Below are 25,400 nucleotides of genomic sequence, written 5' to 3'. Positions count from 1 at the left end.
TAATAAGTGGCGCGGTAGCGTTGTGCAATCTTCGTTACGCTGGAATCACCATGAGTCGCTCGTTTGAAACTGCTTTACCCGCCACCTCCGTGCCCCCTGCCACCTATAGCATTGCCCGCGGCAGCAGCGAATATCGCCGCGCAGGCATCGCCTTTTTCATGTTGGGACTGGCGAGTTTTTCGCTAATCTATTGTGTACAACCGCTGCTGCCCGCGTTTACTCACTCGTTTGGTGTGACTCCAGCGCAGAGTTCGCTGGCCCTGTCACTCACCACCGGGTTATTGGCGATCTCAATTCTGCTGGCGGGGGCATTCTCTCAAGCGGTGGGCCGCCGTGGATTGATGTTCACCTCGATGGCGCTGGCTTCGATCTGTAATTTTATCGCGGCGGTGCTGCCTGACTGGCACATGTTGCTGGCGGCACGTGCGGTGGAAGGCGTGGTGTTGGGCGGTGTGCCTGCCGTGGCAATGGCATGGCTCGCTGAAGAGATCGACAAGAAGGATCTCGGTAAAACCATGGGATTGTATGTCGGCGGCACGGCCTTTGGCGCCATGGTTGGGCGCGTCGGCATGGGATTACTGACGGAATTCACCTCCTGGCGAATCGCCATGGGCGTGCTCGGTGTGCTGGGCATGGCCGCAGCGATTGCGTTTGTGCTTTTGCTGCCTGAGTCGCGTAATTTTGAGAGGAAGCCCGGGCTCAATCTTCACTTTCACCTCAGAGCCTGGTTCAGTCACCTCGGCAATAAGGGCTTGATTCGCCTATATGCCACCGGCTTCTTCCTTACCAGCGTGTTTGTCACGCTCTTCAATTACGCCACTTTCCGTCTCTCTGGCGCGCCATTTAATTTCAGCCAGACACAAATCAGCCTGATCTTTTGCGCCTATGCGATTGGCATTGTCTCCTCTTCACTATCCGGCAGTCTGGCGGATCGCTTTGGCCGTAAACCGCTGTTGATTACCGGGTTCCTGCTGTTACTGGCGGGTATCTTACTGACGGTGCCAGACAACCTGCTGTGTTTGATTGGCGGCATTATCCTGATCACCAGCGGTTTCTTTGTCGCGCACGCAGCCGCCAGCGGATCGGTTGGGCCCTTGGCGGGCAACAATCGCGGCCATGCGTCTTCGCTTTATCTGCTGTTCTACTACATGGGTTCCAGCATCACCGGTTCATTCGGCGGTTGGTTCTGGCTGCACGGTGGATGGAATGCGGTGGTGGGTTTGACCGTGGTCATGGCGCTGGCGGGCCTGGCATTGAGCGGGTTGTCACGGCAGAAAAGCGCAGGATGAAACGGCCATGGTGCATCACCACCTTGGTTTTAATGCCATTCAATGTGAATTTGTATGCAGGTGCGCATCAATGCGCACCCTACGAAAAACAGTATCAATTCTTGTAGAGTCGCCATTCATGGCGACCAACAAATGCTTAACGGACTAACATCACGACCAAAGGGCTATGTAGTTTGCAACGCGAAATTAAGCCAGTTCGCAGTTTTTAACATCTGCCGAAGGCGCCAGCAGATTTTTATCAAACTCACGCAACGGCGCTGCGTCACGGATGCGCATCGGCCAGTCGGGATTCGCTAGCGCGCTTTTACCCAAGGCCACATAATCAGCTCCCTGCTCAAGCGCCTGTGAAGCACTGCGGCTGTCGGAAAGCGAACCGTTGGCGACAATCGTCAGATTGGGTGCGGCTTGCCGGGCAATCTGCACCAGGGAAAACAGAGTGTCAGCGAAAGCGGGCTGCAGCGCGTCGTATTCAGTAAGGTGCAGATAATCAATTCCCGACTCAGCCAGTAAAGCAAACACCTGCCTCGCCCCCGCTTCGCCTTCCTGCCACTGATGGCGGAAATCATTCACTTTGCCTTGAGAGATACGCACGCCCAAGGTCACATCATGGCCCACGCGCTGACGTACCGCTCGAATCACCGCCAGCGTTAACGACAAGCGTGCGGCAATATCGCCGCCCCAGCGGTCACTGCGCTGATTGGTGTAATCCGTGAAGAATTGATCGAGCAGATAACCATTAGCCCCGTGGATTTCAATGCCATCAAAACCGGCTACGCCAATGGCACGCGCGGCAGTCTCAGCAAAGCTTTCAATCACCTGCTGGATCTGCTCCTCACTCATCTCTGCCGGCAATGCATATTTGCCGTGACCATGATAAAAGCCCAATTGTTCCCCGCGCGGTTGCAAGGCAGAGGGGGCCAGCGTATCGCTACGGTAGATATTGCCTTGAGAAATCGCGCCAGCATGCATCAATTGCGCGATGATCTTCCCGCCCTGCTGATGCACACCGTCCGTGATGGCTCGCCAGCCAGCAACCTGTTGGCTGTTAACCAATCCGGCCTGAAAGGCATAGGTTTGTGACCAGGCTTCATCAATGTAAAGCCCTTCGGTGATGATGGTGCCAAAGCCACCACGCGCGAAGCGTTCGTAGTAGTGCTTCATCCGCTCACCCGGTACACCATCCACTGTCGCAGAAATACGTGTCATGGGCGCGACCATGATGCGGTTCTTCAGGGCGAGACGATTTAACGTGCCGCTCTGAAATAAATGTTTATCGGCCATGTGCTACTTAATGTTCCCTGATTAACGTCAGCGCGCATTATAGTGTGACGTCATAGCAGCAAAAATGACCAAAGTTGATACGTCTGTATAACGGAAATCGTTAAAATGAACTCCAAAGATATTGAGGTCTTCCTGATGGTATCGCAAACGCGCAGCCTGACGCAGGCGGCGCGGCGGCTTAATACCACAACGATGACCGTGTCGCGTCGGCTGGCTTCACTTGAGGAAGACCTGGGTGTACGCCTGATGCATCGCACCACACGTGCCATCGCGTTAACCGATGAAGGTGAAGAGTTTCTGCCCTTCGCAAAATCGCTGGCGGAAACCGAGCAGATCGCGCGCAATCTGTTCTCACCTCATCAACAAGGCGCGACAGGACAGCTACGGATCACCGCACCCTCTGGCTTTGGTCGACGCACCATTATTCCGCTGTTACCCGCACTGATGGAGGCCAACCCTGAACTGCGTATTGAATTTCAGCTCAGCGATGACGTCACCGATTTAGTCGGTTTAGGCTACGATGTCGCCATTCGTATTGCGCCACTGCGTGATTCCCGCCTGGTGGCACATCGCCTGGCAGATAATCCGCGCATGCTTTGTGCATCACCCGATTATCTGCATCGCTTTGGGACGCCCCAAACGCTTAATGACTTGCACAAACATAACTGCCTGCGACTCTCCAGCGTGGTGCAGTGGAGTTTTATGGTTGATGGGCATATCTCCAGCCTCAGCGTGGAGGGTCGTTTTAGCGGCAGTAACGTTGAGGGCGTGCGCACCTTGTGTGTTGCGGGCAGCGGTATCGCGCAGTTATCGGAATGGGACATCCGCGAGGAGTTGGCGGCAGGCGAACTGGTTGCTATCGAGTTGCTGGATGCACAACCACAGATGCTCGGCGTCTGGGCACTGTTTCCCACCACACGCCAGTTGCCCGCGCGAGTGACGGTATTTCTCAATGCCTTAAAGCAGGTGATGGAAAAAAACAGATAAGTTACCTGTTCACGTCAGGGGAATGTACGCTTAAATCAATGACTCACCGATTCGTTTCGTGGAGACCCATTTTGAAACCTGAAATTCATACCCTCGCCTCAACAGAAATCTATCGCAATCGCTGGATGACCTTAAAAGAAGACAAAATTCAACGTGCTGACGGCAGCGAAGGCATCTATTCGGTAATCGAAAAAGACGATTTTGTGGTGATCCTCCCTGTGGAGCAGGACAGCATTTTTGTAGTGGAACAGTATCGCTATCCCGTGAGTGAACGCACGCTGGAACTGCCACAAGGCAGTTGGGAACTGGACCCTGGCGCGTCACCTGAAGCGCTGGCGGCGGGAGAGTTACAAGAAGAAACCGGCCTGATTGCCGACCGCTGGCAATATGTCGGTTATCAGAAATTAGCCCAGGGGTACTCTTCGCAGGGATATCACATCTATCTCGCCAGCGAGTTGCATTATCAGGGACAGAATCTGGATGCGGAAGAAGTTGGACTGACGGCGCGTAAAGTGAAAATCAGTGAGTTTTTACAGTGGGTGCTGGAAGGGAAAGTGACGGATGCCACCTCAGTGACCGCGTTTTTACTGGCGCGGGCAAAAGGGATGATTGCGTAAGCAGCCCTCTGTCAGAAGGCATATCGAGGGCCGCCTTACACTGATGATGCAAGGGTACGCTTTTGGTCGCCATAAATGACGACCCTACGCGCATATTAGCGGGTTTCGTAAGGTGCGCATTGATGCGCACCTTAACATTGACCGCAGCTTATGCGTGTTTGATGTCCGCCAGCACGGCCTGTGCACCTGCCGCATCCACCGCGACGCCATCAATAAACAACTGACGCGACTCCCCTGCTGGCAAGGCAATCTGCAGCGTTTTCCACGCAGGCTGATAGTCGCCTTTGCGCTGGAAACTCAAGTGAATAGCCTCGGCATCACTGCGCATTTCCCAGTTGAGCCATAGCGCATTGCCCTGCTGATAACCCCAGGATTCGCCGTCATCCTCAAACACCAGTCCATCCGACACACCTTTGCCTTGTAACGGATACAGTTGCAAGGTGCGGCGGTCATCGGCTTGTGCATCCACATGGCGCAGACGCTGGCTCAGCGGCAGTGCGGCACCTGCACGCACCAACATCGGCTGCGTTTCCAGTGGTGCTGGCAGCGTAATCCACTGACCACCGCTGTACCACTGCTGCGTGGCGAAATCGTACCAACCGGTTTGGTTGTCGGGCAGCCACAAACTGCGTTCGCGCTGGCCTGCTTCAACCACGCTGGCCACTAAAATGTCGCGCCCCAGCATAAACTCATCACACTCGGCAAACGTCTGCACATCCTGCTCATGATCGAGGAAGGTAGGACGCAGCATCGGTTCGTCATCTGCGTGCGCTTGCCACAGTAGGGTGTAAAGATATGGCAGCAAGCGATAACGCAGTTCGATAGCCGCACGGATCGCTGGGGTCACTGACGGATACATCCACGGCTCATTCACCGTGTGATCGTCATTCCAAGAGTGGATGGTGAAACGCGGATGCATCACGCCGTTCTGCACCCAACGCACAAACAATTCGGCATCGGGTTTATCACCGGAGAAGCCACCGACATCGTGACCGACGTTGTAGAGGCCAGACAAGCTCATCCCCAAGCCCATGCGGATGTTATAACGCAGCGAGGTCCAGTTGGTGCGGTTATCACCACTCCAGGTTTGCACATAGCGCTGCATGCCGGCACAGCCTGAACGAGAAATCAGGAACGGACGTTTCTCCGGCGCAAAGCGCTGTTGCGCTTCCATCGAGGCACGCATCATCAGCAACGGCATCACCGGGCGAATGTGCTTGATGGCGATTGGCTGACCAAACCCGTGGCAGCGAGCTTCACCGTCCCACACTTCATATTCGTTGTTGTCATTCCACGTCGAATCGATGCCCTTCTCCAACAACTGTTTGGTGACATTCTCCTGCCACCAGGCCACCGCTTGCGGATGGGTAAAATCAAGGTGCGAACCTTCGTCATCCCAGAACACCGAGCGCTCTGGCGCATCCTCTTCTGAATCGCGGATAAACAGTCCCTGCGCCGCCACTTCTTCATAGCGCGGGTGATCCTGCAACAGGCAAGGCTTGATATTGGCGGCGAGGCGCAGACCGGCGTCATGGAACGCCTGACTCATCACTTCCGGCTGCGGCACTTTGTCGTAGTTCCAGTTGAACACATAGCGCTTGTTGTTGATTGAGGTGTAACCCGATGACAGCTGGAAGGAGTCGCAAGGAATATCATGCTGTTCGCACAGGCGAATGAAGTTCATCAGCTGATTCTGTGCGTCTGGGGCATCGGTGTAGTGCATGGTGGAGCCGCTGTAACCCAGACTCCATTTCGGGCCAAACAGGGTTTTACCGGTCAGGCGTACAAAGGCTTTAGTGACATCCAATACTTTGCTGCCAATGAACAGGTAGTAGTCGATATCACCGCTTTCAGCCTGCCAACGGCGATACGGCTGATGGTAGTTATCCAGCTCGTTACCGAGATCGAACCAGCTGCTGCTGAGGTTATCGTAATAGAGACCAAAGCTGACATCACTGCGGCGGGTAATGGTGAACGGCACATGCTTGTAGAGCGGATCGGTTGAGGAGGCGTTATAGCCCATCGCATCCAGGTTGCGCATCTCGTAGCGCTTACCGTTACGTTGCAAATCACCCGCTTTTTCACCTAAACCGTAGTAGGCGTCATCATTCATGCGGCGCTGATAGTGCGCCACGCCATCGCCATGGGCGTTGATCAGGTAGGCGCTGGTTGGACGGTCACAGGTCAGCAGTTGCCAATTACCAGCGCTGTCACGGTACTGCCATTCTAGCGCCAGCGGCTGATGGACGATGACACGCAGCACATCGGTGGAGACCACCAGTGTGTCACCCTCTTCTTCCAGCGTGAACCCTGGCAGAGTAAAGCCCGCCAGACTGTCACGTGATCGCCCTTCCCACGGCACATCGCTCTCAGGCGCAATGCTCCAGGTACGGTCCAGCGCATAGCCGCCCTGACGTTGAATGGCAACGCGGAACATGCCGGATTCCAGCACATACAGGTTCAGCGTGTGTTTGCCATCCACGGTTAACGCAACATGGTGTTGATCAGAATGTGAGAGTGACCAATTCTTTAACGTTTTCATTGTTACCTACTTTATTCAGGCGCGTTGAGCGCGACGTTCAGCAATAAAAGCAATCAGGAAGACCGCACCAATCAGGTCAAAGAAGCCCATGGCGACAAATAAGGGGTTGAAACCAATTTTGTCGGCAGTGACGCCAATGATCAGCGAGAACAGGAAACTGGAGATCCACGCGAAAGAGCCGCGCATACCGTTGACTGTCGCCATCTGGCCTTTATCAAATTTCTCTACCACCAGCGCACTCAACATGCAGGAGATGATCTGGTGACCAAAGCCGCCAATCGAGATCAGCGCGATGGCCACATACGGATTCTTGGTCATCGCCACCAGCGCCAGCGACAACATCAGGAAAGCGCCGGTAACCGAACTGGCCACCACCGAGTTCACCTGTTTGAAGCCAAACAGTTTGGTATAAACACGCGTCAGATAACCGCTGGCCACGCTGCCTAAGTCAGCAGCCAGGAACGGTAACCATGCGAACATAGCGATTTGTTTCAGGTCCATGCCGAGTTCTTTCGCCAGATAAAGCGGCACCCAAAAACTCAATACGCCCCACGCGGGTTCGGCCATAAAGGCGGGAATGGCGATGCCATAAAAGCGCTTATTTTTCGACACGCTTTTTAAGGCCTGAAAGAATGGCAGTTTGACGGCAGCCGGTTCGTTATCCTGACGAATAAACTCCAGTTCCGACGAGGTAAGATTTGGATGACGTTCCGGATCGCGATAGAACAGTGCCCACAGCACCACCCACGCCAGTGCCAGACAGCCGGTAAACAGGAATGCGCCCTGCCAGCCAAATGAGGCATGTGCGAAATAAATAATCGGCGGGGCCAGCATGGCTCCAATCGAAAACCCGACACCCGCCCAGCCAGCCGCGACCGGACGCTCTTTTTTCGGGAACCATTCACCCAACACTTTGGCGTTGGCTGGGGTTGCAGCTGCTTCTGCGCCGCCCATCACAAAACGCAGGATAGCAAGATGGACCCAGCTCCCCGCGCCTGCATGGAACAGGCAAGCTACCGCCCAGATTGAGGCACAAATCATAAAGCCGACTTTCAGACCGATAACGTCGATCAACCAGCCGCAAAGGGGTTGGAAGAAGGTATACGCCAGCTGAAAAGCGCCAACGATCCACGAATATTGTTCGGTGGTAATACCCAGGCTGGTTTTCAGCTCAGGGGCCAGAATGCCTAATGAGTTACGCGTAATGTAGTTGACGGTGACGCCCGCTAAGAACAACACCAATACCCACCAGCGCAAATGACGGAAGGTGCGTTTGCTGCTTGCTGCAGCGATCCCTGGATTCAAACTGCGGTTCATCTGGTTCTCCATTCTTTATTAACATCATGAGCTTACAAGTTCTGCTGTTGATGCACGGGCTACCGATAAACCGGAAATATCGTTGGCTGCCGCCCAGAATTTGTCGCTTGTTGTTGAGGAGCGACTTCAGTGAGTCATCTCTAACCATCCGCCAGGAGTGAAACACAGATGTTTGAAGTGGTCGCCACTCAGATGCCGCATTTGTGATCTGGTTAACCAAAATTAGCAGTGAGGTTGACATCAAGCGCTAAAGAGTCGAATTTTAGCCTCTGAGAGCGCATTCTCTGGTTTTTGACAGTGCGCTAACCGATAAATAGGTCAACCAATATAAGAATTGTCTTGGGATTTATCTTCAGGACCCTAACTGAGGTAACAACATGAAGCAGACCTGGCGCTGGTATGGCCCTAATGACCCCGTTTCTCTCGCCGATGCACGACAAGCTGGCGCAACCGGCATCGTCACGGCTCTGCATCACATCCCAAATGGCGTCGTGTGGTCCGTTGAGGAGATCATGCAGCGCAAAGCTATCGTGGAAGCCGCAGGACTGGTGTGGTCGGTGGTGGAGAGCGTGCCGATTCATGAAGAAATTAAAACCGGCAGCGGTGAGTATCAGAAGTGGATCAGCAATTATCAGCAGTCACTGCGAAACCTGGCGCAATGCGGCATTAAAACCGTGTGCTACAACTTTATGCCCATCCTGGACTGGACGCGCACCGATCTCGAATATCTGTTGCCGGATGGCGCTAAAGCACTGCGTTTCGATCAAATCGAGTTTGCGGTGTTTGAACTGCACATCCTCCAGCGCGCTGGTGCAGAAAAAGATTATACCGCCACCGAAATTGCTCAAGCGGCTGACCGCTTCGCCACCATGAGTGATGAACACAAAACCCGCCTGACGCGCAATATCATTGCCGGGTTGCCGGGTGCTGAAGAGGGCTACTCGCTGGACCAGTTCCGTGCGCAACTGGCTCGCTATGACGGTATTGATAAAACAAAATTACGCGAAAACTTCGCCACGTTCTTACGCGCTATCATTCCTGTGGCAGAAGAAGCGGGCATTCGCATGGCGGTGCACCCGGACGATCCACCGCGTGCCATTCTTGGTCTGCCACGCATTGTTTCCAACGCCGACGATCTGCAGTGGATGATGGATACCGTGCCGAGTCCTGCCAACGGCTTCACCATGTGTACCGGTTCTTATGGCGTGCTGCCAGAAAACGATCTGGCAGGTATGGTGAAACGCTTTGGTCCGCGCATTTACTTCGCACATTTGCGGTCAACCAAACGTGAAGAGAATCCCAATACCTTCCATGAGGCAGCACATCTGGGCGGCGACGTGGATATGTTCGCGGTAATCAAAGCGATTGCCGAAGAAGAACATCGCCGCAAACTGGCCGGGGAGGAAGATTTGATTCCGATGCGCCCAGACCACGGCCATCAGATGCTGGACGATCTGCACAAAAAAACCAATCCAGGCTATTCCGCGATTGGTCGCCTGAAAGGTTTGGCAGAGATTCGTGGCGTAGAGCTGGCGATTCATCGCGCTTATTTCTAACGATTTAGCACCCTGGTGGTCACCATAAATGGTGACCCTACAAAAATGGATGTGGTTTTCGTAGGGTGCGCATTTATGCGCACCAGGTCAAAGCGGAGTTTACATGGAACACAACCTTGCCAGCGGCGATTTGAACGTCGCCCGCCCTGCCTGGAATCATCAACGGCTGGTGCCACGGATAGTGCATATTGGCTGCGGCGCATTTCATCGCGCCCATCAGGCGCTTTATCTGCATCACTTACTCGCCACCAGCGACTGTGACTGGGGGATTTGTGAGGTCAACCTGATGTCAGCGAGCGGCAAACTGCTGGTGGAACAATTACGCCAACAAGATTTGCTCTACAGCGTGACGGAAAAAGGGGCTGAGCAAAATGACGTTCATATCATTGCGGCAATTAAAGAAGCGCTGCACCCGGCATTGGATGGTCATGCGGCGATTATCGAAGCACTGGCTCGCCCCGAAACGGCTATCGTCTCTTTGACTGTCACCGAAAAAGGTTACTGCACTCAAGGTGCCAATGGCGCACTGGATGCCGACCATCCCCTGATTCAGCACGATGTGGCGCATCCTGACACGCCAAAATCCGCCATTGGATTTATTGTTGAAGCGCTACGCTTGCGCCACCAACGCGGGCTTGGGCCTTTTAGCGTGCTGTCCTGCGATAACCTGAGTGATAACGGTCACGTTGCTCGTGCGGCCGTGGTTGGACTGGCTCAACTGCGCGATCCGTCGCTGGCACAATGGATTGCCGCCAACGTCACTTTCCCCAGCAGCATGGTTGACCGCATTGTTCCCGCGGTGACGGAGGAGACCCAGCAAGAAATTAGCGCACTGCTGGGCGTTAACGATCCTTGCGGCGTGGCCTGTGAGCCGTTCCGCCAATGGGTGATTGAAGACAACTTTGTCAACGGGCGTCCTGACTGGGATCGTGTTGGGGCACAATTTGTCACTGACGTTGCCCCCTTTGAAATGATGAAGTTGCGTATGCTCAACGGCAGCCATTCGTTTCTTGCCTATCTCGGGTATCTGGGACGCTGCGACACCATTGCCGACACCATGCAGCTACCTGAGTATCGCCAGGCGGCAATCAACCTGATGATGCACGAGCAGGTGCCGACGCTGTCGATGCCTGAAGGCACTGATTTGCAGGCGTATGCGGACCAACTGATCGCGCGCTTTAGCAACCCAGCGTTACGCCATCGCACGCAACAGATCGCCATGGACGGGAGCCAAAAGCTGCCGCAGCGCTGGCTGGATTCCGTACGCCATCACCTGCGTCATGGCAGCGATTATCGCCATCTGGCGTTAGGGATTGCCGGATGGATGCGCTATGTGTTGGGTCAGGATGAGCGCGGTGAAGCCTATAATGTGGTTGACCCATTATCCAGCACGCTGCAGCAAGTTAATCAGCACTACCCCGAGGGCGATGCACGCGTCACTGCCCTGCTCGCGGTAAAAACCCTATTTGGTGATGACCTGCCCGCTAATACTGGCTTCGTCGCCACCTTACAACAGTGTTACGCGCAGCTGTGCCAGCGTGGTGCCCGCGCTGCCGTTGCATCGCTTAATCAGGAGTCAAAATGAAGCGCTTTATGGATGACGATTTTATGTTGCAGAGCGACATCGCCCGTCGCCTGTACCATGACTACGCAGCAGAGATGCCCATCTACGATTATCACTGCCATCTCAGCCCACAAGAGATTGCCGAGGATCGCCAGTTTGCCAACCTCGGTCAGATTTGGCTGGAGGGCGACCACTACAAATGGCGTGCGTTGCGTGCCGCAGGCGTGGATGAGTCATTGATCACCGGTAAAACCACCAGCGATTTTGACAAGTATCTTGCCTGGGCCCACACCGTACCCAAAACCTTGGGCAATCCGCTTTATCACTGGACGCATCTTGAGCTTCGACGCCCGTTTGGCATCACCGATACGCTGTTTGGCCCAGATACGGCACAGCGCGTGTGGGACGAGTGTGCGGAGAAACTGGCAACGCCGGCGTTTTCTGCACGTGGCATCATGCAGCAGATGAAAGTGCGCATGGTGGGAACCACGGACGATCCGGTAGATTCCTTGCAGTACCACCGTCAGATTGCTGAAGACAGCAGCTTTGATATTGATGTGGCCCCCAGCTGGCGCCCGGACAAAGTGTTCAAGATTGAGCTGGCTGGCTTTGTCGAGTATCTGGGCCGCCTGGAAGCCGCCGCGGATGTGGCAATCACCAGTTTTGATACGCTGCGTCAGGCGCTATTGCGTCGTCTCGATCACTTCTCGGCACACGGCTGTCGCGCATCAGACCATGGCATAGAGATTCTGCGCTTTGCACCGGTTCCTGACGATAGCGTCCTGGACCAGATTCTGGCGAAACGTCGCAATGGCGATGCGCTAAGCGAGCTGGAAATTGCACAGTTCAGCAGTGCAGTGTTGGTGTGGCTGGGCGCCGAATATGCACGACGCGATTGGGTGATGCAGTTGCATATCGGGGCGATTCGCAATAACAGCACCCGTCTGTTCCGCTTACTGGGCGCTGACAGCGGTTTCGATTCCATCGGCGATAACAATATCGCCCTGCCGCTGTCACGCCTGCTTGATGCGATAGATCTCAACGACCAACTGCCTAAAACGATTCTGTACTGCCTCAATCCACGTGATAACGAAGTGCTGGCCACCATGGCCGGTAATTTCCAGGGCACAGGCATTGCCGGGAAAGTGCAGTTTGGTTCCGGTTGGTGGTTCAACGACCAGCGCGATGGCATGTTGCGCCAGTTAGAGCAGCTGTCACAGATTGGTTTGCTTAGCCAGTTTGTCGGTATGCTGACCGATTCACGCAGCTTCCTGTCGTATACACGCCATGAATACTTCCGCCGCATTCTGTGTAATTTACTTGGGCAGTGGGTGCAGGATGGCATTGTGCCACACGATGAAACCGTGCTCGGCAGCATGTTGCAGGACATTTGTTTCAACAATGCGCAGCGCTACTTCACCCTCAATCCAAGGTGAAAATCACGCCCTGTGCTATAGTGCAGGGCGCGAAGAATGGCCGCCGCTGTCGTGGTAAATTCCTTAATCAGCAGAAAAGAGCTCTATGAAAACACAAGCTTCAGCACAGCGCCCTTATCAGGAAGTCGGGGAAATGCTGCGTAACATGATTACGCAAAAGCAGTATGTCGTGGGTGAACGACTGCCCCCGGAACGTGAACTGGCTGCGCTGCTGGATGTCACTCGCACGCTGGTGCGTGAAGCCCTGATCATGTTGGAGCTGGAAGGTTTAATTGAGGTACGTCGTGGTGCAGGCATTTATGTGGTAAACGACAGTCCGGCACCCCGCCCCGGTGTGCAAACTACCTGCAATGATGCAGGTCCGTTTGAAATGCTGCAGGCGCGCCAGTTGCTGGAGAGTAATATTGCCGAATTCGCCGCCTTGCAGGCCACGCGTGAAGACATTATTAAAATGCGTCAGGCGCTGGAGCTGGAAGAGAAAGAGCTGGCATCGGGCGCGGTGAATGAGAGCGAGAACGGCGACCGCAACTTCCATTTAGCCATTGCCGAGGCGACTCACAACAGTATGTTGGTGGAGCTGTTTAAACAATCCTGGCAGTGGCGTGAAGACAATGTGATGTGGAGCCAGCTGCATCGGCATCTGGTGAATACCCACTACCGCAAAGAGTGGCTTGATGATCACAAAAAGATCCTCGCCACGCTAATTAAGAAAGACGCGCGCGCAGCCAAACAGGCGATGTGGCAGCATCTGGAGAATGTGAAACAGCGACTGCTGGAGTTTTCCGATGTCGATGACATCTATTTTGATGGCTACCTGTTTGAATCCTGGCCGCTGGACAGCACCAACGGCCAGGATCGCGTCAGGTAATTACTGCGGTAATGATGCTTTCAGACGTTGCGCCGCCAGGGCCAGGTTGGTTTCTGAGACTGAAGCATAAGAGATGCGCAGCGTTGAAGTGTCCGGATTGTCACAATAGAAAAACTCACCCGGCACGTACACCACGCCATTGCTTAACGTCGTTTTAAGCCATTCGGTGGTGTTGAACGCTTCTTTGAAAGTCGCCCACAGGAACATCCCCCCCAGCGGACGATAGAAGTGCAGGCGATCGCCTAACTCCGTTTCCAGCGCCACACAGAGTGCATCACATTTCTGCTTGTAGGCTGCGCGGATCAATTTAATCTGCTCTGGCAGACGACCGGTATCCAGATAGTGACGCGTCAGGGATTGCGACAACGCGCTGGTGTGCAAATCCGTTGCCTGCTTCAGATTCACCACCGATGACTTCAACCAACTCGGCATGGTGATCCAGCCCACACGTGCGCCCGGCGCAAGAATTTTCGAGAAGGTCGAGGTATAAATCACCTGATCGCTGGCACCCATCGCTTGCGCATGAGATTTAAGCGGGCGGAAAGTCTGGCTGGTGAAATTGATTTCGCTGTAAGGGTCGTCTTCAAAAATCAGGAAGTCATACTGTTTGGCCAGCGCGACCAGCTGCTGACGACGTGCATCAGATAAGGTCACACCGCTTGGATTGCCAAAGGTCGGTACGATATACACGGCTTTGATGGCGGTCTGTTTTACCAACTCTTCCAGCTCATCCACAATCATGCCTTCGCCATCAGTTCCTACTGACTTGAACTGTGCTTCGGCCAACTGGAACACCTGCAGGGCGGCGAGGTAAGTAGGACGCTCAACCACCACCACATCACCTGGATTGATCAATGCACGAGCGATAATGTCCAGTGACTGCTGTGAACCCGAAGTGATGACCACGTCATCCGGCGTGCAATCAATGCCACGGTCAGCGGAAATGCGGCAGATGGCTTCGCGTAACAGCGGATCACCTTCACTCAAGCCATATTGAAAGGCGTTGTGCCCATCCTGGGTTAACGCACGATCCATGGCGATCCGCAGGCCTTCAGTGTCAAACAGATCGGGGTTCGGGATTCCACCACCCAGCGAAATCACCCCTTCCATTTTGCTGTGTTTTAATAAATCACGGATTGCAGATGACTGGATGCGCTGAACGCTATTGGATAATTTTTGCGACGACATAAAACCTTACCTGATTATTTTTTTCTAAGGCTAAATTCATAACATAAGTTAGCTATGCTGATAATCACATTTTCACCCTCTGGCAAAGAGAATGTCGTGAAAGGGAGAATTCAAAGGAATCGACAATCCTGGAGGGGGAACAATTCAGCCTAAACGGGTAAAAAACAGGCAGCGGGCAGAAAAATAGTTTCTGCCCGAAAGGTATTATCACTGTGAGGAATGTTTCAGGGTTCCTTTGACGCCATGCGGCTCTGAGCGTAAATATTGCGCCGGTGATTCAACCTGCGCATTGAGTGCCGCTGCCGCTTGCCACGGCCAGTGCGGGTTATAGAGCACCGCGCGACCCAACGCCACCAGATCGGCATCTCCTTCTTTCACGACGGCTTCCGCCTGATGTGCTTCGGTGATCAAACCCACGCCCATTACGGGAATTTTCACCTGCTGGCGAATGGCACGCGCGAAAGGTAGCTGATAACCCGGCCCCACCGCAATCGCCTGCAAAGGTGATAAACCGCCACTTGAAACATGCAGGTAATCACAGCCAAGCGCTTCCAGCTGCTGGCTAAACACGATGGACTGTTCAACATCCCAACCGCCGTTGACCCAATCTGTAGCAGAGAGACGCACGCCAACCGGAATGCTGGCTGGTACCGCCGCGCGTACCGCCGTAAAGACTTCCAGTGGGAAACGCAGACGATTTTCCAGTGAACCGCCGTACAGATCCTGACGCTGATTACTCAAGGGCGACAGGAACTGATGCAGCAAATATCCGTGTGCCGCATGCAGTTCAATCAGCTCTATTCCCAGACGCACAGCACGCTGCGCACTGTCGACAAACGCCTGCTTAATCCGTTCCAGGCCTGTCAGATCCAGTGCGGCTGGCGCGACATCGTTTTCAGCAAATCCCAGCGCGGAAGGCGCGACCGTTTGCCAGCCGCCCTGGCTTTCCGGCACTTGATGGCCACCCTGCCATGGCGCGCTGCACGAGGCTTTACGGCCTGCATGCCCCAACTGAATGCCGAGGCGAATCGGTGACCATGCACGAATATCCGTCAGGACGCTCTGCAACGCCGCTTCTGTCTTATCATCCCACAGGCCCAAATCACCGGCAGAGATACGACCAATCGCTTCCACTGCCGTGGCTTCCAGGATTAACAACCCCGCCCCCGACAGCGCGAGCGATCCTAAGTGAATACGGTGCCAGCTAGTGGCTTGCCCCGCTTCGGCGGAATATTGGCACATCGGAGCGATAACAAGGCGGTTTTCCAGTGTCAATCCGCCGATGTGGGTCGCGCTAAAAAGTTGGCTCATTTTTATCCCTTAAACTCGGTTATCGATGATGTTTTCGTCAGTTCCGTGTTCAGCAGCGGGCAGTGATGACGTGCACACGCTGCGGTTAAAAACACATTCAGGCCCTGACCTTAGATAGCCATCATAACCAACTCAAAAATGGCCGTTTAAAACAAAGTGCTGTGGAGAGGATTTCGTCAATCGGTAAGTCAGGTCGAGGCGGGTACAACGTGAAGACGGGAATAAATGCGCACGAAAAAAGGCGGAGGGGTAAGCTCCGCCTTGTTTCAAGTTCCGATCAGTGCACCTGACCGGTCAGTTGCAAAAGGGCAACGATGATTTGCAGGACGACCCGGACCAGGTCCAGGAGCAACCGAACAAGTTCCATCACTTTCCTTCTCCTCTGACAGGAGCGCGCCTTTCAGCTATCGAGGCTTTGACTCCACCCGCCGATGGCCTGAGCACAGCTGTGAGGAGTGCTGAGCGCCACTCATTGTGGAAGCCACAGGCCAGCACCACCTGAAACCTGCCGGGATTTGACTATCCGCGCCCCTGGGAGTCATCAGAAAACAATGAGACTGCGCCCGTCACTCAACACCTGTATAACCATACAGTATTTTAGCTAAACTTGAAATATTACCCCGCACATTTTATGATTTGCCTTGTGAGGAGTGCTGAGCACCCCGTTCGTAGCGCGGTTACCAGCCGGTTTGCGAACATAAAAAAAGGATTTGGCCATTTAGCCAAATCCTTTTTGTTTTCCGATGTCAGTCGAAAAGTTACGACTTATCCGCTGGCAACGTCACCCAGTAGCCTGGCTGATAAGGCAGTGGCAGAAACTTCTCATGAAACGCACGGAAAGTGGCATCAGGATCGAGATCTTTAAACAGATCCGGATGCAGCCACTTCGCTAACGCCTGAATCGCGACAAACTGATAAGGGCTGTCATAGAACTGGTGCCAGATGGCGTGCGCATGACCGTTATGTGCCACCGGCAACGTTTTGAAGGCATTGCGCATCATCAGCAATTTTAGACGTGCCGTGGCCTCTTGCGTATCTGCGCCTGGACCGACGCCCACCCATTTGCCTACCGTGTTGTAATTTTTCCAGTTAGCACCGGTCACCACCACCACATCTGGACGACTGGCAATAATTTGCTCTGGGTTCAAGGTGCCAAAGGTGCCCGGAATCAGGTCTTTCGCGATATTGCTCCCGCCGGCTATCTCGACCATCTGCCCAAAGTTTTCATTACCAAAAGACATACAGCATTCGTCGGTGTATCCGCCAGCACGGTCGATCATCACTTTCGGACGTGTCCCCGAGAAGTTTTTCAGGCGATCGGTGACTTTTGCGATCTCCGCGCGACGGAAAGCGATAATGTCTTCAGCACGCTGTGGGTTGTTAACCAGTTCACCCATGATACGGATGCTTTTCTCTGCGTGCTCCATCGGCTTCTCACGGAAGTCGATAAACACCACCGGCACACCGACTGCTTGCAACTTTTCAATCAGCTTGCCTTCGTCGGTCGCAGCTTTGGATTCTAAATTCATCAGCACCAAATCAGGTTTCAACGTCAGCGCTTGCTCAACATTGAAGGTGCCATCCTTTGCCCCGCCAAATGTCGGCAGTTTTTTGATTTCAGGGTACTTTTTCTCATACGCCATATATCCGTCATAATCGGCTTTTGGGAAGTCATCGCGCCAGCCGACTACGCGCTGGAAAGGCGCTGCGGTATCGAATGCGGCCAGCAGATACATCTGACGCCCTTCGCCCAAAATGATGCGTTTTGACTCCTCTTTGACTTCTACCTGACGGCCTGCAATGTCAGTGATGACTTTTGCCGAAGCGGAACTCGTTACCGCCAGTAACCCCAGTGCTAACAGCCATTTTTTCATTTTGTCTACCCGTACAAATGATAATGATTATTATTAAAATTTCGCGGCGTCACTATTACCTGGCAGACACAAAATGAAAAGCCCCTGAGACACATTTTTTTACATCCATTCACGATTTGCTTCGCTGTGGGATGGCTCACAAAACACTCTCCTTTCGTGAAAATGCTCACAGCACGCCATGCAATTGCCCAATTAATTGACCTCGCTTCCTGCACTTTGGCTAATGCGTAAACAAAATGTGAAGGCTAAATTACGAATTGAAACGCTGTTTTAATTTTTAATTAACTCTCACATTGAGTATGGAATCGCTCTGGAGGTCTTACCGTGAAGATCAGCGCCATTGATGTCACCCTCTTTACTTATCCAACACACCGTGTGTCCGACAGTGCGGGACACTCCCACCCGGGTGCGGAAACCAACGCCCAAATGGCGTTGCTCACCCTGACCAGCGAAGATGGCGACTGTGGCTACGCTTTTGCCCCCCCTGAAGTGGTTCGTCCGCATGTGGTGAACGCATTCTTTCGCAAAGTACTGATCGGGCAAAACGCCTTTGATCGCGAACGTCTGTGGCAAGATTTAGTGCATTGGCAACGTGGCAGCGCTCATCAACTCACGGAACGTGCGCTTTCCGCGATAGAACAGGCGATGTGGGATTTAATTGGCCGCAAGCTTAAACAACCGGTGCACAAACTACTGGGTGGCTATCGCGAGAAAATAGCGGCTTATGGCAGCACGATGTGCGGTGATGAACTCGCTGGCGGTTTGTCCACGCCCGATGAATACGCGCAGTTTGCGGAAAAGCTGGTGGCGCGTGGCTATCAGGCCATCAAGTTGCATACCTGGATGCCCCCCGTCTCGTTTGCACCCAGCCCGATGATGGACATCAAAGCCTGTGCCGCAGTGCGTGAAGCCGTGGGGCCCAATGTCGCCCTGATGCTGGACGGCTATCACTGGTACAGCCGCAGCGAGGCGCTAACCATCGGTAAAGCACTAGAGAAACTCAACTTCTCCTGGTTTGAAGAACCCATGGAAGAAGAGAGTATGGCCTCCTACGCCTGGCTGGCAGAAAACCTCAGCATTGACGTTTTAGGTCCAGAGAGCTTGGGGGGCAAACACCACAGTCGTGCGGACTGGGTACGGGCAGGTGCCTGTGACATCCTGCGCGCAGGTGCTAACGGCGTCGGTGGCATCTCAGCGACCCTGAAAGTCGCCAATCTTGCAGAAGCGTTCGGCATGGATTGTGAAGTGCATGGCAATGGCGCAGCCAGTCTCGCGGTGGTCGGAGCGATTCGCAATTGCCGCTGGTATGAGCGCGGTCTGCTGCATCCCTTCCTCGATTATGAACAACCTCCAGCCTATCTCAACAGCCTTGTCGACCCGATGGATGATAACGGCTTTGTCCATCTGCCAACACGCCCAGGCTTAGGCGAGGACATCAATTTCAGCTGGATTGAAACGCATACGCTCAACCGTTGGTAAGCGTCGAACACAAGCAGTACGGCAAAAAACAATAAACCTCTGACCTGCTGGACTTTGCTTATGAACATTTCTCGCTGTTGCAGAGCGTGGTGCGCCACGCTGCTGTTGCTCACCTGTAGCCCGTCGCTGATGGCCGCCACGCCAGACGACCAGCTGATTGTGGGCATGAACATGAACAATCTACTTACCCTCGATCCGGCCGCCATGACGGGTAATGAAGTAGTGGGCATTGTGGTCAATCTCTATGATGGATTGGTGGAGTTAGATCCTCGACAACTCACTCAGGTGCGCCCCGCGCTGGCAGAGCGCTGGGAGATCAGTGCCGATAATCGTCAGCTCACTTTTCATCTGCGTGACGGTGTGCGTTTCCACTCTGGCAATGCGCTCACCAGCAAAGATGCCGTTTGGTCAATGCGCCGCGTGCTGCATCTCAATCTGGCACAGGCTTCGGTGTGGAAATCTTACGGCTTCAGCAAAGACAATGTGGATCAGATGATCAGTGCACCTGATGCGCACACTGTAGTGATCCAACTGCCTAAGCCTAACGATCCGCAACTGGTGCTCTACTCCCTTGCTGCTCTTGGTAGCATGGTGGTTCTGGACAGCAAAACCGTGCAGGCTCATGCGCAAAATAATGACTGGGGAAACCGCTGGCTGACCACGCATGAAGCCGGCTCGGGTCCGTTCCGCCTGGATGTGTGGCAGGCTAAAGATGTGCTGCGCATAAGCCGGGAAGAGGACTACTGGCGCGGAACGCCCAGGCTCACGCGCGTGGTATTCCGCCATTTGCAGGAATCACAAACCCTGCGTTTGATGATGCAGAAAGGGGATATTGATATCGCCAGTAATATGGCGATACCCGATGTACAAGCGCTACGCCATGACCCGGACCTCACCATAGATGCAGTGCAAAAAGGCACAATCTATTATCTGGCGATGAGCATGAAGGATAGCCACTTCGCCAATCCGCAAGTGCGGGAAGCGGTGCGCTATCTGGTGGATTATCAAGGCATTAACGCATCCCTGATGGCTGGTTATGGCACCCTGCATCAGCGTCCAATCCAGTCTGGAATGCCAGAAACGCTGCCCGATCCTGGTTATCACCTCGATGTACCGCGCGCCAAAGCATTGCTCGTAGCGGCCGGCTATCCCAACGGCTTTGACACGACGCTGCGTGTACTGGCGGATCAGCCCTTCCTGAATATCGCTATCGCCATTCAATCCACGCTGATGCAGGCAGGCATTCGCGCCAAAATCATCACCGGAACCGGCAATCAGATTTACGGTGCCATGCGAGAACGCCAGTTCAATTTGCTGGTGGGACGCGGCGGAAGTGGTGTTGAGCCGCATCCCCACTCCAGCCTGCGCGCACTGGTGTACAACCCCAATAACGCTGACAGTGCGCGCCTCACAAATTTCCAGGGCTGGCGTACCGGCTTTTACGATGCGCAACTCAATCAGATGATCGACCAGGCACTGCTGGAAAGGGACACGGAAAAACAGCAACAGGATTACTTCGCCATTCAACGCCGCTATGACCAGTTAATTCCAGCGCTTATGCCGATTTCACAAATGACCGATTCGGTGGTGGTGAATCATCGGGTGCAAAATTATGTGCCGCACCCTTCTGCCACCACCTTCCTGCGCGATGTGTGGAAAACGCCAGCGAGCCTGGCAGGAGTCACTCAATGACATTAACCCCGCGCCACTGGCGGCGCTTGCGTAGCCGCGTATTGCAAGTGTCCGTCACGCTGTTTGGTTTACTGCTGCTGACTTTCTTTATTGGCCGCGTCATGCCGCTCGACCCCGTACTGGCAATTGTCGGGCCGGATGCCGATCACGCCACTTATCAGCAGGTTTATCATCAACTGGGCTTCGATAAGCCACTGTGGGTGCAGTTTTGGATCTATCTACAAGGCCTGCTGCACGGCAATCTCGGTATGGCACTGTTAACAGGCCAGCCGGTGGTGAACGATATCCTGCGTGTCTTTCCGGCTACCGTCGAACTCGCCACGCTGGCGATAGTGCTCGGCACCGGACTCGGCGTACCGCTGGGCGTGTGGGCCGCTGCACGTCGAAACAGCCTGGTGGATTATCTGGTGCGTATCATCAGCCTGGCAGGTTACTCAACGCCTATTTTTTGGGTGGGGATGATCGGTTTGCTGCTGTTCTATGCACATCTCGGTTGGGTAGGCGGTGCGGGTCGGGTCGATTTCAGCCTTGATGGTATTGTGCCACGACGCACGGGCTTACTGCTGGTGGATGCACTGCTGGCCGGCAATATCACGGTGTTCAAGAGTGCACTGAATCACCTGATTCTGCCCGCTTCGTTACTGGGCTTCCATTCGCTGGCCTACATCAGCCGTATGACGCGCAGCTTTATGCTGGCGCAACTGTCACAAGAGTTCATTTTAACCGCGCGAGTGAAAGGACTCACCGAGTGGCAAGTGATCTGGCAACACGCCTTCCGCAATATTCTGGTACAGCTTCTCACCGTGGTCGCACTGGCTTATGGCGCTTTGCTGGAGGGCGCAGTGCTGATTGAAACCGTTTTCTCGTGGCCCGGTTTTGGCTCTTATCTCACCGGCAGTCTGATGCTGGGCGATATGAATGCCGTAATGGGATGCGTGTTGGTGGTCGGCTTGATCTTCGTGTTGCTGAATCTTCTTTCTGACCTGCTCTATCAGGTATTCGACCCGAGGACCAAAGTATGACCGTCTCTCTCGATCTGTTTCATACCCCTGCGACACGTGAACAGTTGGCACGTTGTCGCCGTACCCTTTCGCGCATGGGCCATTTCCTCTGGCAAATGGCCTGTAATCCGCTGATTGCCATCGGTGGCGGCATTATCTTACTACTGCTGATTGTGGCCATACTTGCCCCCTGGATAGCCCCTTATCATCCACTGATCCAGGATCTGAATAATGCGCTCACTCCGCCCAATGCGCAGCACTGGTTTGGCACCGATGAATTCGGGCGCGATATCTTTAGCCGCCTGGTGTGGGGGGCACGCATCACCTTATACATCGTGCTACTGGTGTCGATCACCGTAGGTCCACTGGGGCTGCTGCTGGGGGTAACCGCAGGGTATTTCGGCGGCAAAGTAGACAGCGTATTGATGCGCGTCACCGATATCTTTATCTCATTCCCGAGCCTGGTGCTGGCGCTGGCGTTTGTTGCAGCACTCGGTCCTGGCCTTGAGCATGTGGTCATTGCCATTACGCTCACTGCCTGGCCGCCAATAGCACGGCTTGCGCGCGCGGAAGCACTATCACTGCGCCAGGCCGACTTTGTTTCTGCCGTGCGGCTACAGGGCGCGTCCTCACTGCGTATTTTATGGAAACACATTGTACCGCTATGTCTGCCCTCAGTGATTATCCGTATCACCATGAATATGGCGGGCATCATTCTGACCGCAGCGGGATTGGGTTTCCTGGGTTTGGGGGCACAACCGCCCGATCCGGAATGGGGAGCGATGATCGCCAGCGGTCGCACTTACATGCTGGAGTGCTGGTGGGTCGTCACGGTGCCCGGTTTGGCAATTTTGGTGAACAGTCTGGCGTTCAACTTTTTAGGAGATGGCTTACGTGACATCCTCGATCCTCGCAGCGAATAACGCTGCACCTTTACTTGATGTACAGGACTTGCAGGTGAGCTTCGTCAACGGGCGGCAAATTACCCCGGCTGTTCGCGGTATCTCCTTTCAGTTAGGCAAAGAGAAGTTGGCGATTGTTGGTGAATCAGGCTCAGGGAAATCCACGGTGGGCCGTGCACTGCTGCAACTGCATCCGCGGAGTGCGCGCATTACCGCACAACGCATGCAGTTTGCCGATGTTGATCTGTTGCGTGCTTCGCCTGCGCAGATGCGTGCCGTGCGCGGCAAGCGTATTTCAATGATCATGCAGGACCCGAAATATTCGTTGAATCCGGTAGTGCGGGTAGGAGAACAAATCGCTGAAGCCTGGCGGAGCCATCATCCCGGCCAGCGCGACATTGCACGTCAGCGAGCTATGGAGATGCTGGAAGTGGTGCGCATCCGTGAACGGGAAAGGGTTTATCAATGTTACCCGCACGAGATTTCAGGCGGGCAAGGTCAGCGCGTAATGATCGCCATGATGTTAATTACCGATCCTGAACTATTGATCGCCGATGAACCCACTTCCGCCCTGGATGTGTCGGTCCGCCTTCAGATGTTAACGCTGCTGGATGAGCTGGTGCAACAACGTGGGCTGGGTCTGATTTTTATTAGCCACGATCTGAATCTGGTCAGGCGATTTTGCGATCGGGTATTGGTCATGTATGCAGGTCGCGTCGTTGAATCTTTGCCGGCCAACCAACTCGATCACGCCCAACATCCTTATACCCAAGGATTGCTGGCAGCGTTGCCAGATATGGATGCACGCCGCTCGCGTTTACCGGTGCTGCAACGTCAGTCCAGCTGGCTACAACCCTAAGGAGCGTACATGAACGAGATGATTAGCGTGCGTCAACTCAACCTCAGCTTTGGCGAAGATGAGCAGCGTAATCAAGTGCTGTTCGATGTGAACTTGTCAGTGCGCGAGGGGGAGGTTTTTGGTCTGGTTGGTGAATCGGGATCGGGTAAAACCACCGTATTAAAGTGCCTCTCCGGGCTGTTCACTCACTGGGACGGCGAATTGGCTATTGCTGGACACCCTCTGGCGCATCGCATAGCACGCGATCGCTGCCGCCAGGTGCAGATGGTGTTTCAGGACCCTTATGGATCACTGCATCCACGCCACTCTATCGGCGATATTCTTGAAGAACCGCTACATATTCATGGTCTCGGCCAACGCTCACAGCGAGTAATTGCCATGCTGGAAAAGGTGGGACTCAACCGTGCGTGGCAAACCCGCTACCCGCATCAACTCTCTGGCGGGCAGCGTCAACGTGTGGCGATTGCCCGAGCACTGATCCTCGAACCGCGCGTACTGTTGCTGGATGAACCCACCTCTGCACTTGACGTCTCTGTACAGGCTGAAATTCTTAATTTGTTGAGTGATCTGCAACAAGAGGAGAATCTCACCTATTTGATGGTCACGCACGATCTCGGTGTCGTGGCACATCTGTGCCATCGCGTTGCCGTCATGCAGCATGGCAAGGTACTGGAAACGTTGGGTGTCGATGCGCTGGTGGGAAATCGCGCTCAGGTCGGATACACCCAGATGCTGGTGGAATCCAGTCGGACATAGAAGTGAAATGCTGTCGCGGTGTCATTATTCGCGCCGCGACAGCAATTGATATGATGTGGTTACAGCAGTTCCCGCACGAAGCGAATGATGTCTTGATTCTGGCCGTGTTCGAACAGGCACTGCTGGAAACGTGAGCCGGTTACAGCCGCTTTCACCAGTTCAGGGTCCAGCGCGCGCAGTGAATCCAGGTAGTCCTCTTTCAACAGCGTGGCTTTGACTTGATTAAGAATGCCCGCATTGCGCACCTGTGGCTCTTTGCGCTCCGGCGGATAACCCTGACCTTTTTCACCGGTAAAGGCTTTCTCAAAGATAAAGCGCAGATTCAACTCCGCTCCCCAGCCAAAGCCTTTGGCAAACGGAAGAGAAAGCGCATTGCCGTTGTTAATCTGGGCAAACAAATAGGCATCAGCGGGATCGATACAGTAGCCACAGACCACACCAGGGTGCAGGTTGAGCGACACCAGAGCTCCCTGACCCGTGCCGCAACCGGCCACCACAAAGTCCACGGCTTTGCTGTTCAGCAACAGTCCAGCCATGATACCGAGGTGAATGTATGTCAGATGATGATCTTGCTCGTCGCTCATGCCGACGTTAAACACCTGATGGCCGAGCGGTTGCGCGACAGTTTGCAGTTCATTCCATACGGTTGCGTTCTTGGCGGCCTGGCTATTTTCCATCATCAAAGCGATTTTCATGATCCATCCTCATATTAAATTGAAACACCGTTTCATTTTAATCAAAGCGCACAGAAATGCAGCCCTGAAATGCCGTTTGTGGTGTGAGAGGCATCACATTTTAATAATGTTATCTGAGCGAAGTGAAACCTGGCGCGCATTCATGCGCGCCCTACAGAACCCGAAAATTTTGTAGGGTCGCCATTC

General features: G+C 54.1%; 20 protein-coding genes. 13 read left to right on the top strand and 7 right to left on the bottom strand.

All coding sequences use genetic code 11. The features are described from left to right. Nucleotides 1-50 precede the first annotated feature (50 nt). Entirely contained in the window at nucleotides 51-1,289 is a 1,239-nt protein-coding gene (locus PSSD_RS06280; protein ID WP_058969979.1) for an MFS transporter, read from the top strand. A gap of 186 nt (nucleotides 1,290-1,475) precedes the next feature. Here the strand turns inward: PSSD_RS06280 and PSSD_RS06275 are convergent, their stop codons facing one another. Beyond that, nucleotides 1,476-2,570 carry an oxidoreductase gene (locus tag PSSD_RS06275; protein ID WP_058969978.1) on the bottom strand — a complete coding sequence of 365 codons (1,095 nt, stop codon included), beginning with the start codon at nucleotides 2,568-2,570 and terminating at the stop codon, nucleotides 1,476-1,478. Nucleotides 2,571-2,675: 105 nt separating this feature from the next. Here PSSD_RS06275 and PSSD_RS06270 point away from each other — a divergent pair, with 105 nt between their 5' ends. Both PSSD_RS06270 and PSSD_RS06265 read left to right on the top strand, forming a co-directional pair. Further along, nucleotides 2,676-3,557, top strand: a complete 882-nt coding sequence (locus tag PSSD_RS06270; RefSeq protein ID WP_058969977.1) for a LysR family transcriptional regulator — start codon at nucleotides 2,676-2,678, stop codon at nucleotides 3,555-3,557. A 71-nt stretch (nucleotides 3,558-3,628) separates the two neighbouring features. After that, the gene (locus tag PSSD_RS06265; protein ID WP_153011411.1) at nucleotides 3,629-4,174 is read left to right on the top strand and encodes an NUDIX domain-containing protein; all 546 of its coding nucleotides are present in this window, start codon (nucleotides 3,629-3,631) and stop codon (nucleotides 4,172-4,174) included. A 148-nt stretch (nucleotides 4,175-4,322) separates the two neighbouring features. Here PSSD_RS06265 and PSSD_RS06260 read toward each other — a convergent pair whose 3' ends face one another. Both PSSD_RS06260 and PSSD_RS06255 read right to left on the bottom strand, forming a co-directional pair. Then, nucleotides 4,323-6,716 (bottom strand): glycoside hydrolase family 31 protein, encoded by a 2,394-nt coding sequence (locus tag PSSD_RS06260; protein ID WP_058969975.1) that lies wholly within the window; start codon nucleotides 6,714-6,716, stop codon nucleotides 4,323-4,325. 15 nt (nucleotides 6,717-6,731) lie between these two features. Continuing rightward, on the bottom strand, nucleotides 6,732-8,033 hold the full coding sequence (locus PSSD_RS06255) for an MFS transporter (protein WP_039329084.1): 1,302 nt from the start codon (nucleotides 8,031-8,033) through the stop codon (nucleotides 6,732-6,734). 377 nt (nucleotides 8,034-8,410) lie between these two features. On the opposite strand from PSSD_RS06255, the gene uxuA reads away from it, so the two are divergent. The 4 genes from uxuA to uxuR all read left to right on the top strand — a co-directional run bounded on the left by uxuA (nucleotide 8,411) and on the right by uxuR (nucleotide 13,457). Continuing rightward, nucleotides 8,411-9,589: a mannonate dehydratase gene (uxuA, locus tag PSSD_RS06250; protein WP_058969974.1), complete on the top strand. Its 1,179-nt coding sequence runs from the start codon at nucleotides 8,411-8,413 to the stop codon at nucleotides 9,587-9,589. Between the two features lie 103 nt (nucleotides 9,590-9,692). Then, nucleotides 9,693-11,174, top strand: coding sequence for a fructuronate reductase (locus tag PSSD_RS06245; RefSeq protein ID WP_058969973.1), 1,482 nt, complete (start codon nucleotides 9,693-9,695; stop codon nucleotides 11,172-11,174). Continuing rightward, nucleotides 11,171-12,589: a glucuronate isomerase gene (gene uxaC, locus PSSD_RS06240; RefSeq protein ID WP_058969972.1), complete on the top strand. Its 1,419-nt coding sequence runs from the start codon at nucleotides 11,171-11,173 to the stop codon at nucleotides 12,587-12,589. The genes PSSD_RS06245 and uxaC overlap by 4 nt, the downstream gene beginning before the upstream one ends. A gap of 85 nt (nucleotides 12,590-12,674) precedes the next feature. After that, the gene (gene uxuR, locus PSSD_RS06235; RefSeq protein WP_058969971.1) at nucleotides 12,675-13,457 is read left to right on the top strand and encodes a Uxu operon transcriptional regulator; all 783 of its coding nucleotides are present in this window, start codon (nucleotides 12,675-12,677) and stop codon (nucleotides 13,455-13,457) included. Here the strand turns inward: uxuR and PSSD_RS06230 are convergent, their stop codons facing one another. From PSSD_RS06230 to PSSD_RS06220, 3 genes are all read right to left on the bottom strand, one after another. Then, entirely contained in the window at nucleotides 13,458-14,645 is a 1,188-nt protein-coding gene (locus tag PSSD_RS06230; RefSeq protein WP_058969970.1) for an aminotransferase-like domain-containing protein, read from the bottom strand. It abuts the gene before it with no gap. Nucleotides 14,646-14,852: 207 nt separating this feature from the next. Next, entirely contained in the window at nucleotides 14,853-15,956 is a 1,104-nt protein-coding gene (locus PSSD_RS06225) for an NADH:flavin oxidoreductase/NADH oxidase (protein WP_058969969.1), read from the bottom strand. Between the two features lie 758 nt (nucleotides 15,957-16,714). After that, on the bottom strand, nucleotides 16,715-17,830 hold the full coding sequence (locus PSSD_RS06220) for an ABC transporter substrate-binding protein (RefSeq protein ID WP_039329096.1): 1,116 nt from the start codon (nucleotides 17,828-17,830) through the stop codon (nucleotides 16,715-16,717). A 324-nt stretch (nucleotides 17,831-18,154) separates the two neighbouring features. Between PSSD_RS06220 and PSSD_RS06215 the strand changes: the two genes are divergently transcribed. The 6 genes from PSSD_RS06215 (at nucleotide 18,155) to PSSD_RS06190 (ending at nucleotide 24,519) form a co-directional block, all read left to right on the top strand. Beyond that, on the top strand, nucleotides 18,155-19,309 hold the full coding sequence (locus PSSD_RS06215; RefSeq protein ID WP_058969968.1) for a mandelate racemase family protein: 1,155 nt from the start codon (nucleotides 18,155-18,157) through the stop codon (nucleotides 19,307-19,309). 129 nt (nucleotides 19,310-19,438) lie between these two features. Further along, nucleotides 19,439-21,001: an ABC transporter substrate-binding protein gene (locus PSSD_RS06210; protein WP_235589186.1), complete on the top strand. Its 1,563-nt coding sequence runs from the start codon at nucleotides 19,439-19,441 to the stop codon at nucleotides 20,999-21,001. Next, nucleotides 20,998-22,023, top strand: coding sequence for an ABC transporter permease (locus PSSD_RS06205; RefSeq protein WP_058969966.1), 1,026 nt, complete (start codon nucleotides 20,998-21,000; stop codon nucleotides 22,021-22,023). The genes PSSD_RS06210 and PSSD_RS06205 overlap by 4 nt, the downstream gene beginning before the upstream one ends. A gap of 74 nt (nucleotides 22,024-22,097) precedes the next feature. Beyond that, nucleotides 22,098-22,925, top strand: a complete 828-nt coding sequence (locus PSSD_RS06200) for an ABC transporter permease (protein ID WP_439654585.1) — start codon at nucleotides 22,098-22,100, stop codon at nucleotides 22,923-22,925. After that, the gene (locus tag PSSD_RS06195; RefSeq protein ID WP_058970000.1) at nucleotides 22,897-23,763 is read left to right on the top strand and encodes an ABC transporter ATP-binding protein; all 867 of its coding nucleotides are present in this window, start codon (nucleotides 22,897-22,899) and stop codon (nucleotides 23,761-23,763) included. The genes PSSD_RS06200 and PSSD_RS06195 overlap by 29 nt, the downstream gene beginning before the upstream one ends. A gap of 18 nt (nucleotides 23,764-23,781) precedes the next feature. Further along, nucleotides 23,782-24,519, top strand: coding sequence for an ABC transporter ATP-binding protein (locus tag PSSD_RS06190; RefSeq protein ID WP_058969999.1), 738 nt, complete (start codon nucleotides 23,782-23,784; stop codon nucleotides 24,517-24,519). Nucleotides 24,520-24,578: 59 nt separating this feature from the next. On the opposite strand, the gene PSSD_RS06185 is transcribed toward PSSD_RS06190, so the two are convergent. Beyond that, the gene (locus PSSD_RS06185) at nucleotides 24,579-25,214 is read right to left on the bottom strand and encodes an RpiB/LacA/LacB family sugar-phosphate isomerase (RefSeq protein WP_058969964.1); all 636 of its coding nucleotides are present in this window, start codon (nucleotides 25,212-25,214) and stop codon (nucleotides 24,579-24,581) included. Nucleotides 25,215-25,400 lie beyond the last annotated feature (186 nt).

This window comes from Type-D symbiont of Plautia stali (assembly GCF_001485335.1).
GTDB classification, from domain to species: Bacteria; Pseudomonadota; Gammaproteobacteria; order Enterobacterales; family Enterobacteriaceae; genus Pantoea; species Pantoea vagans_C.
Note: the sequence above shows the minus strand (reverse complement) of the source record. Positions and strands in the feature narration are given on the sequence as shown.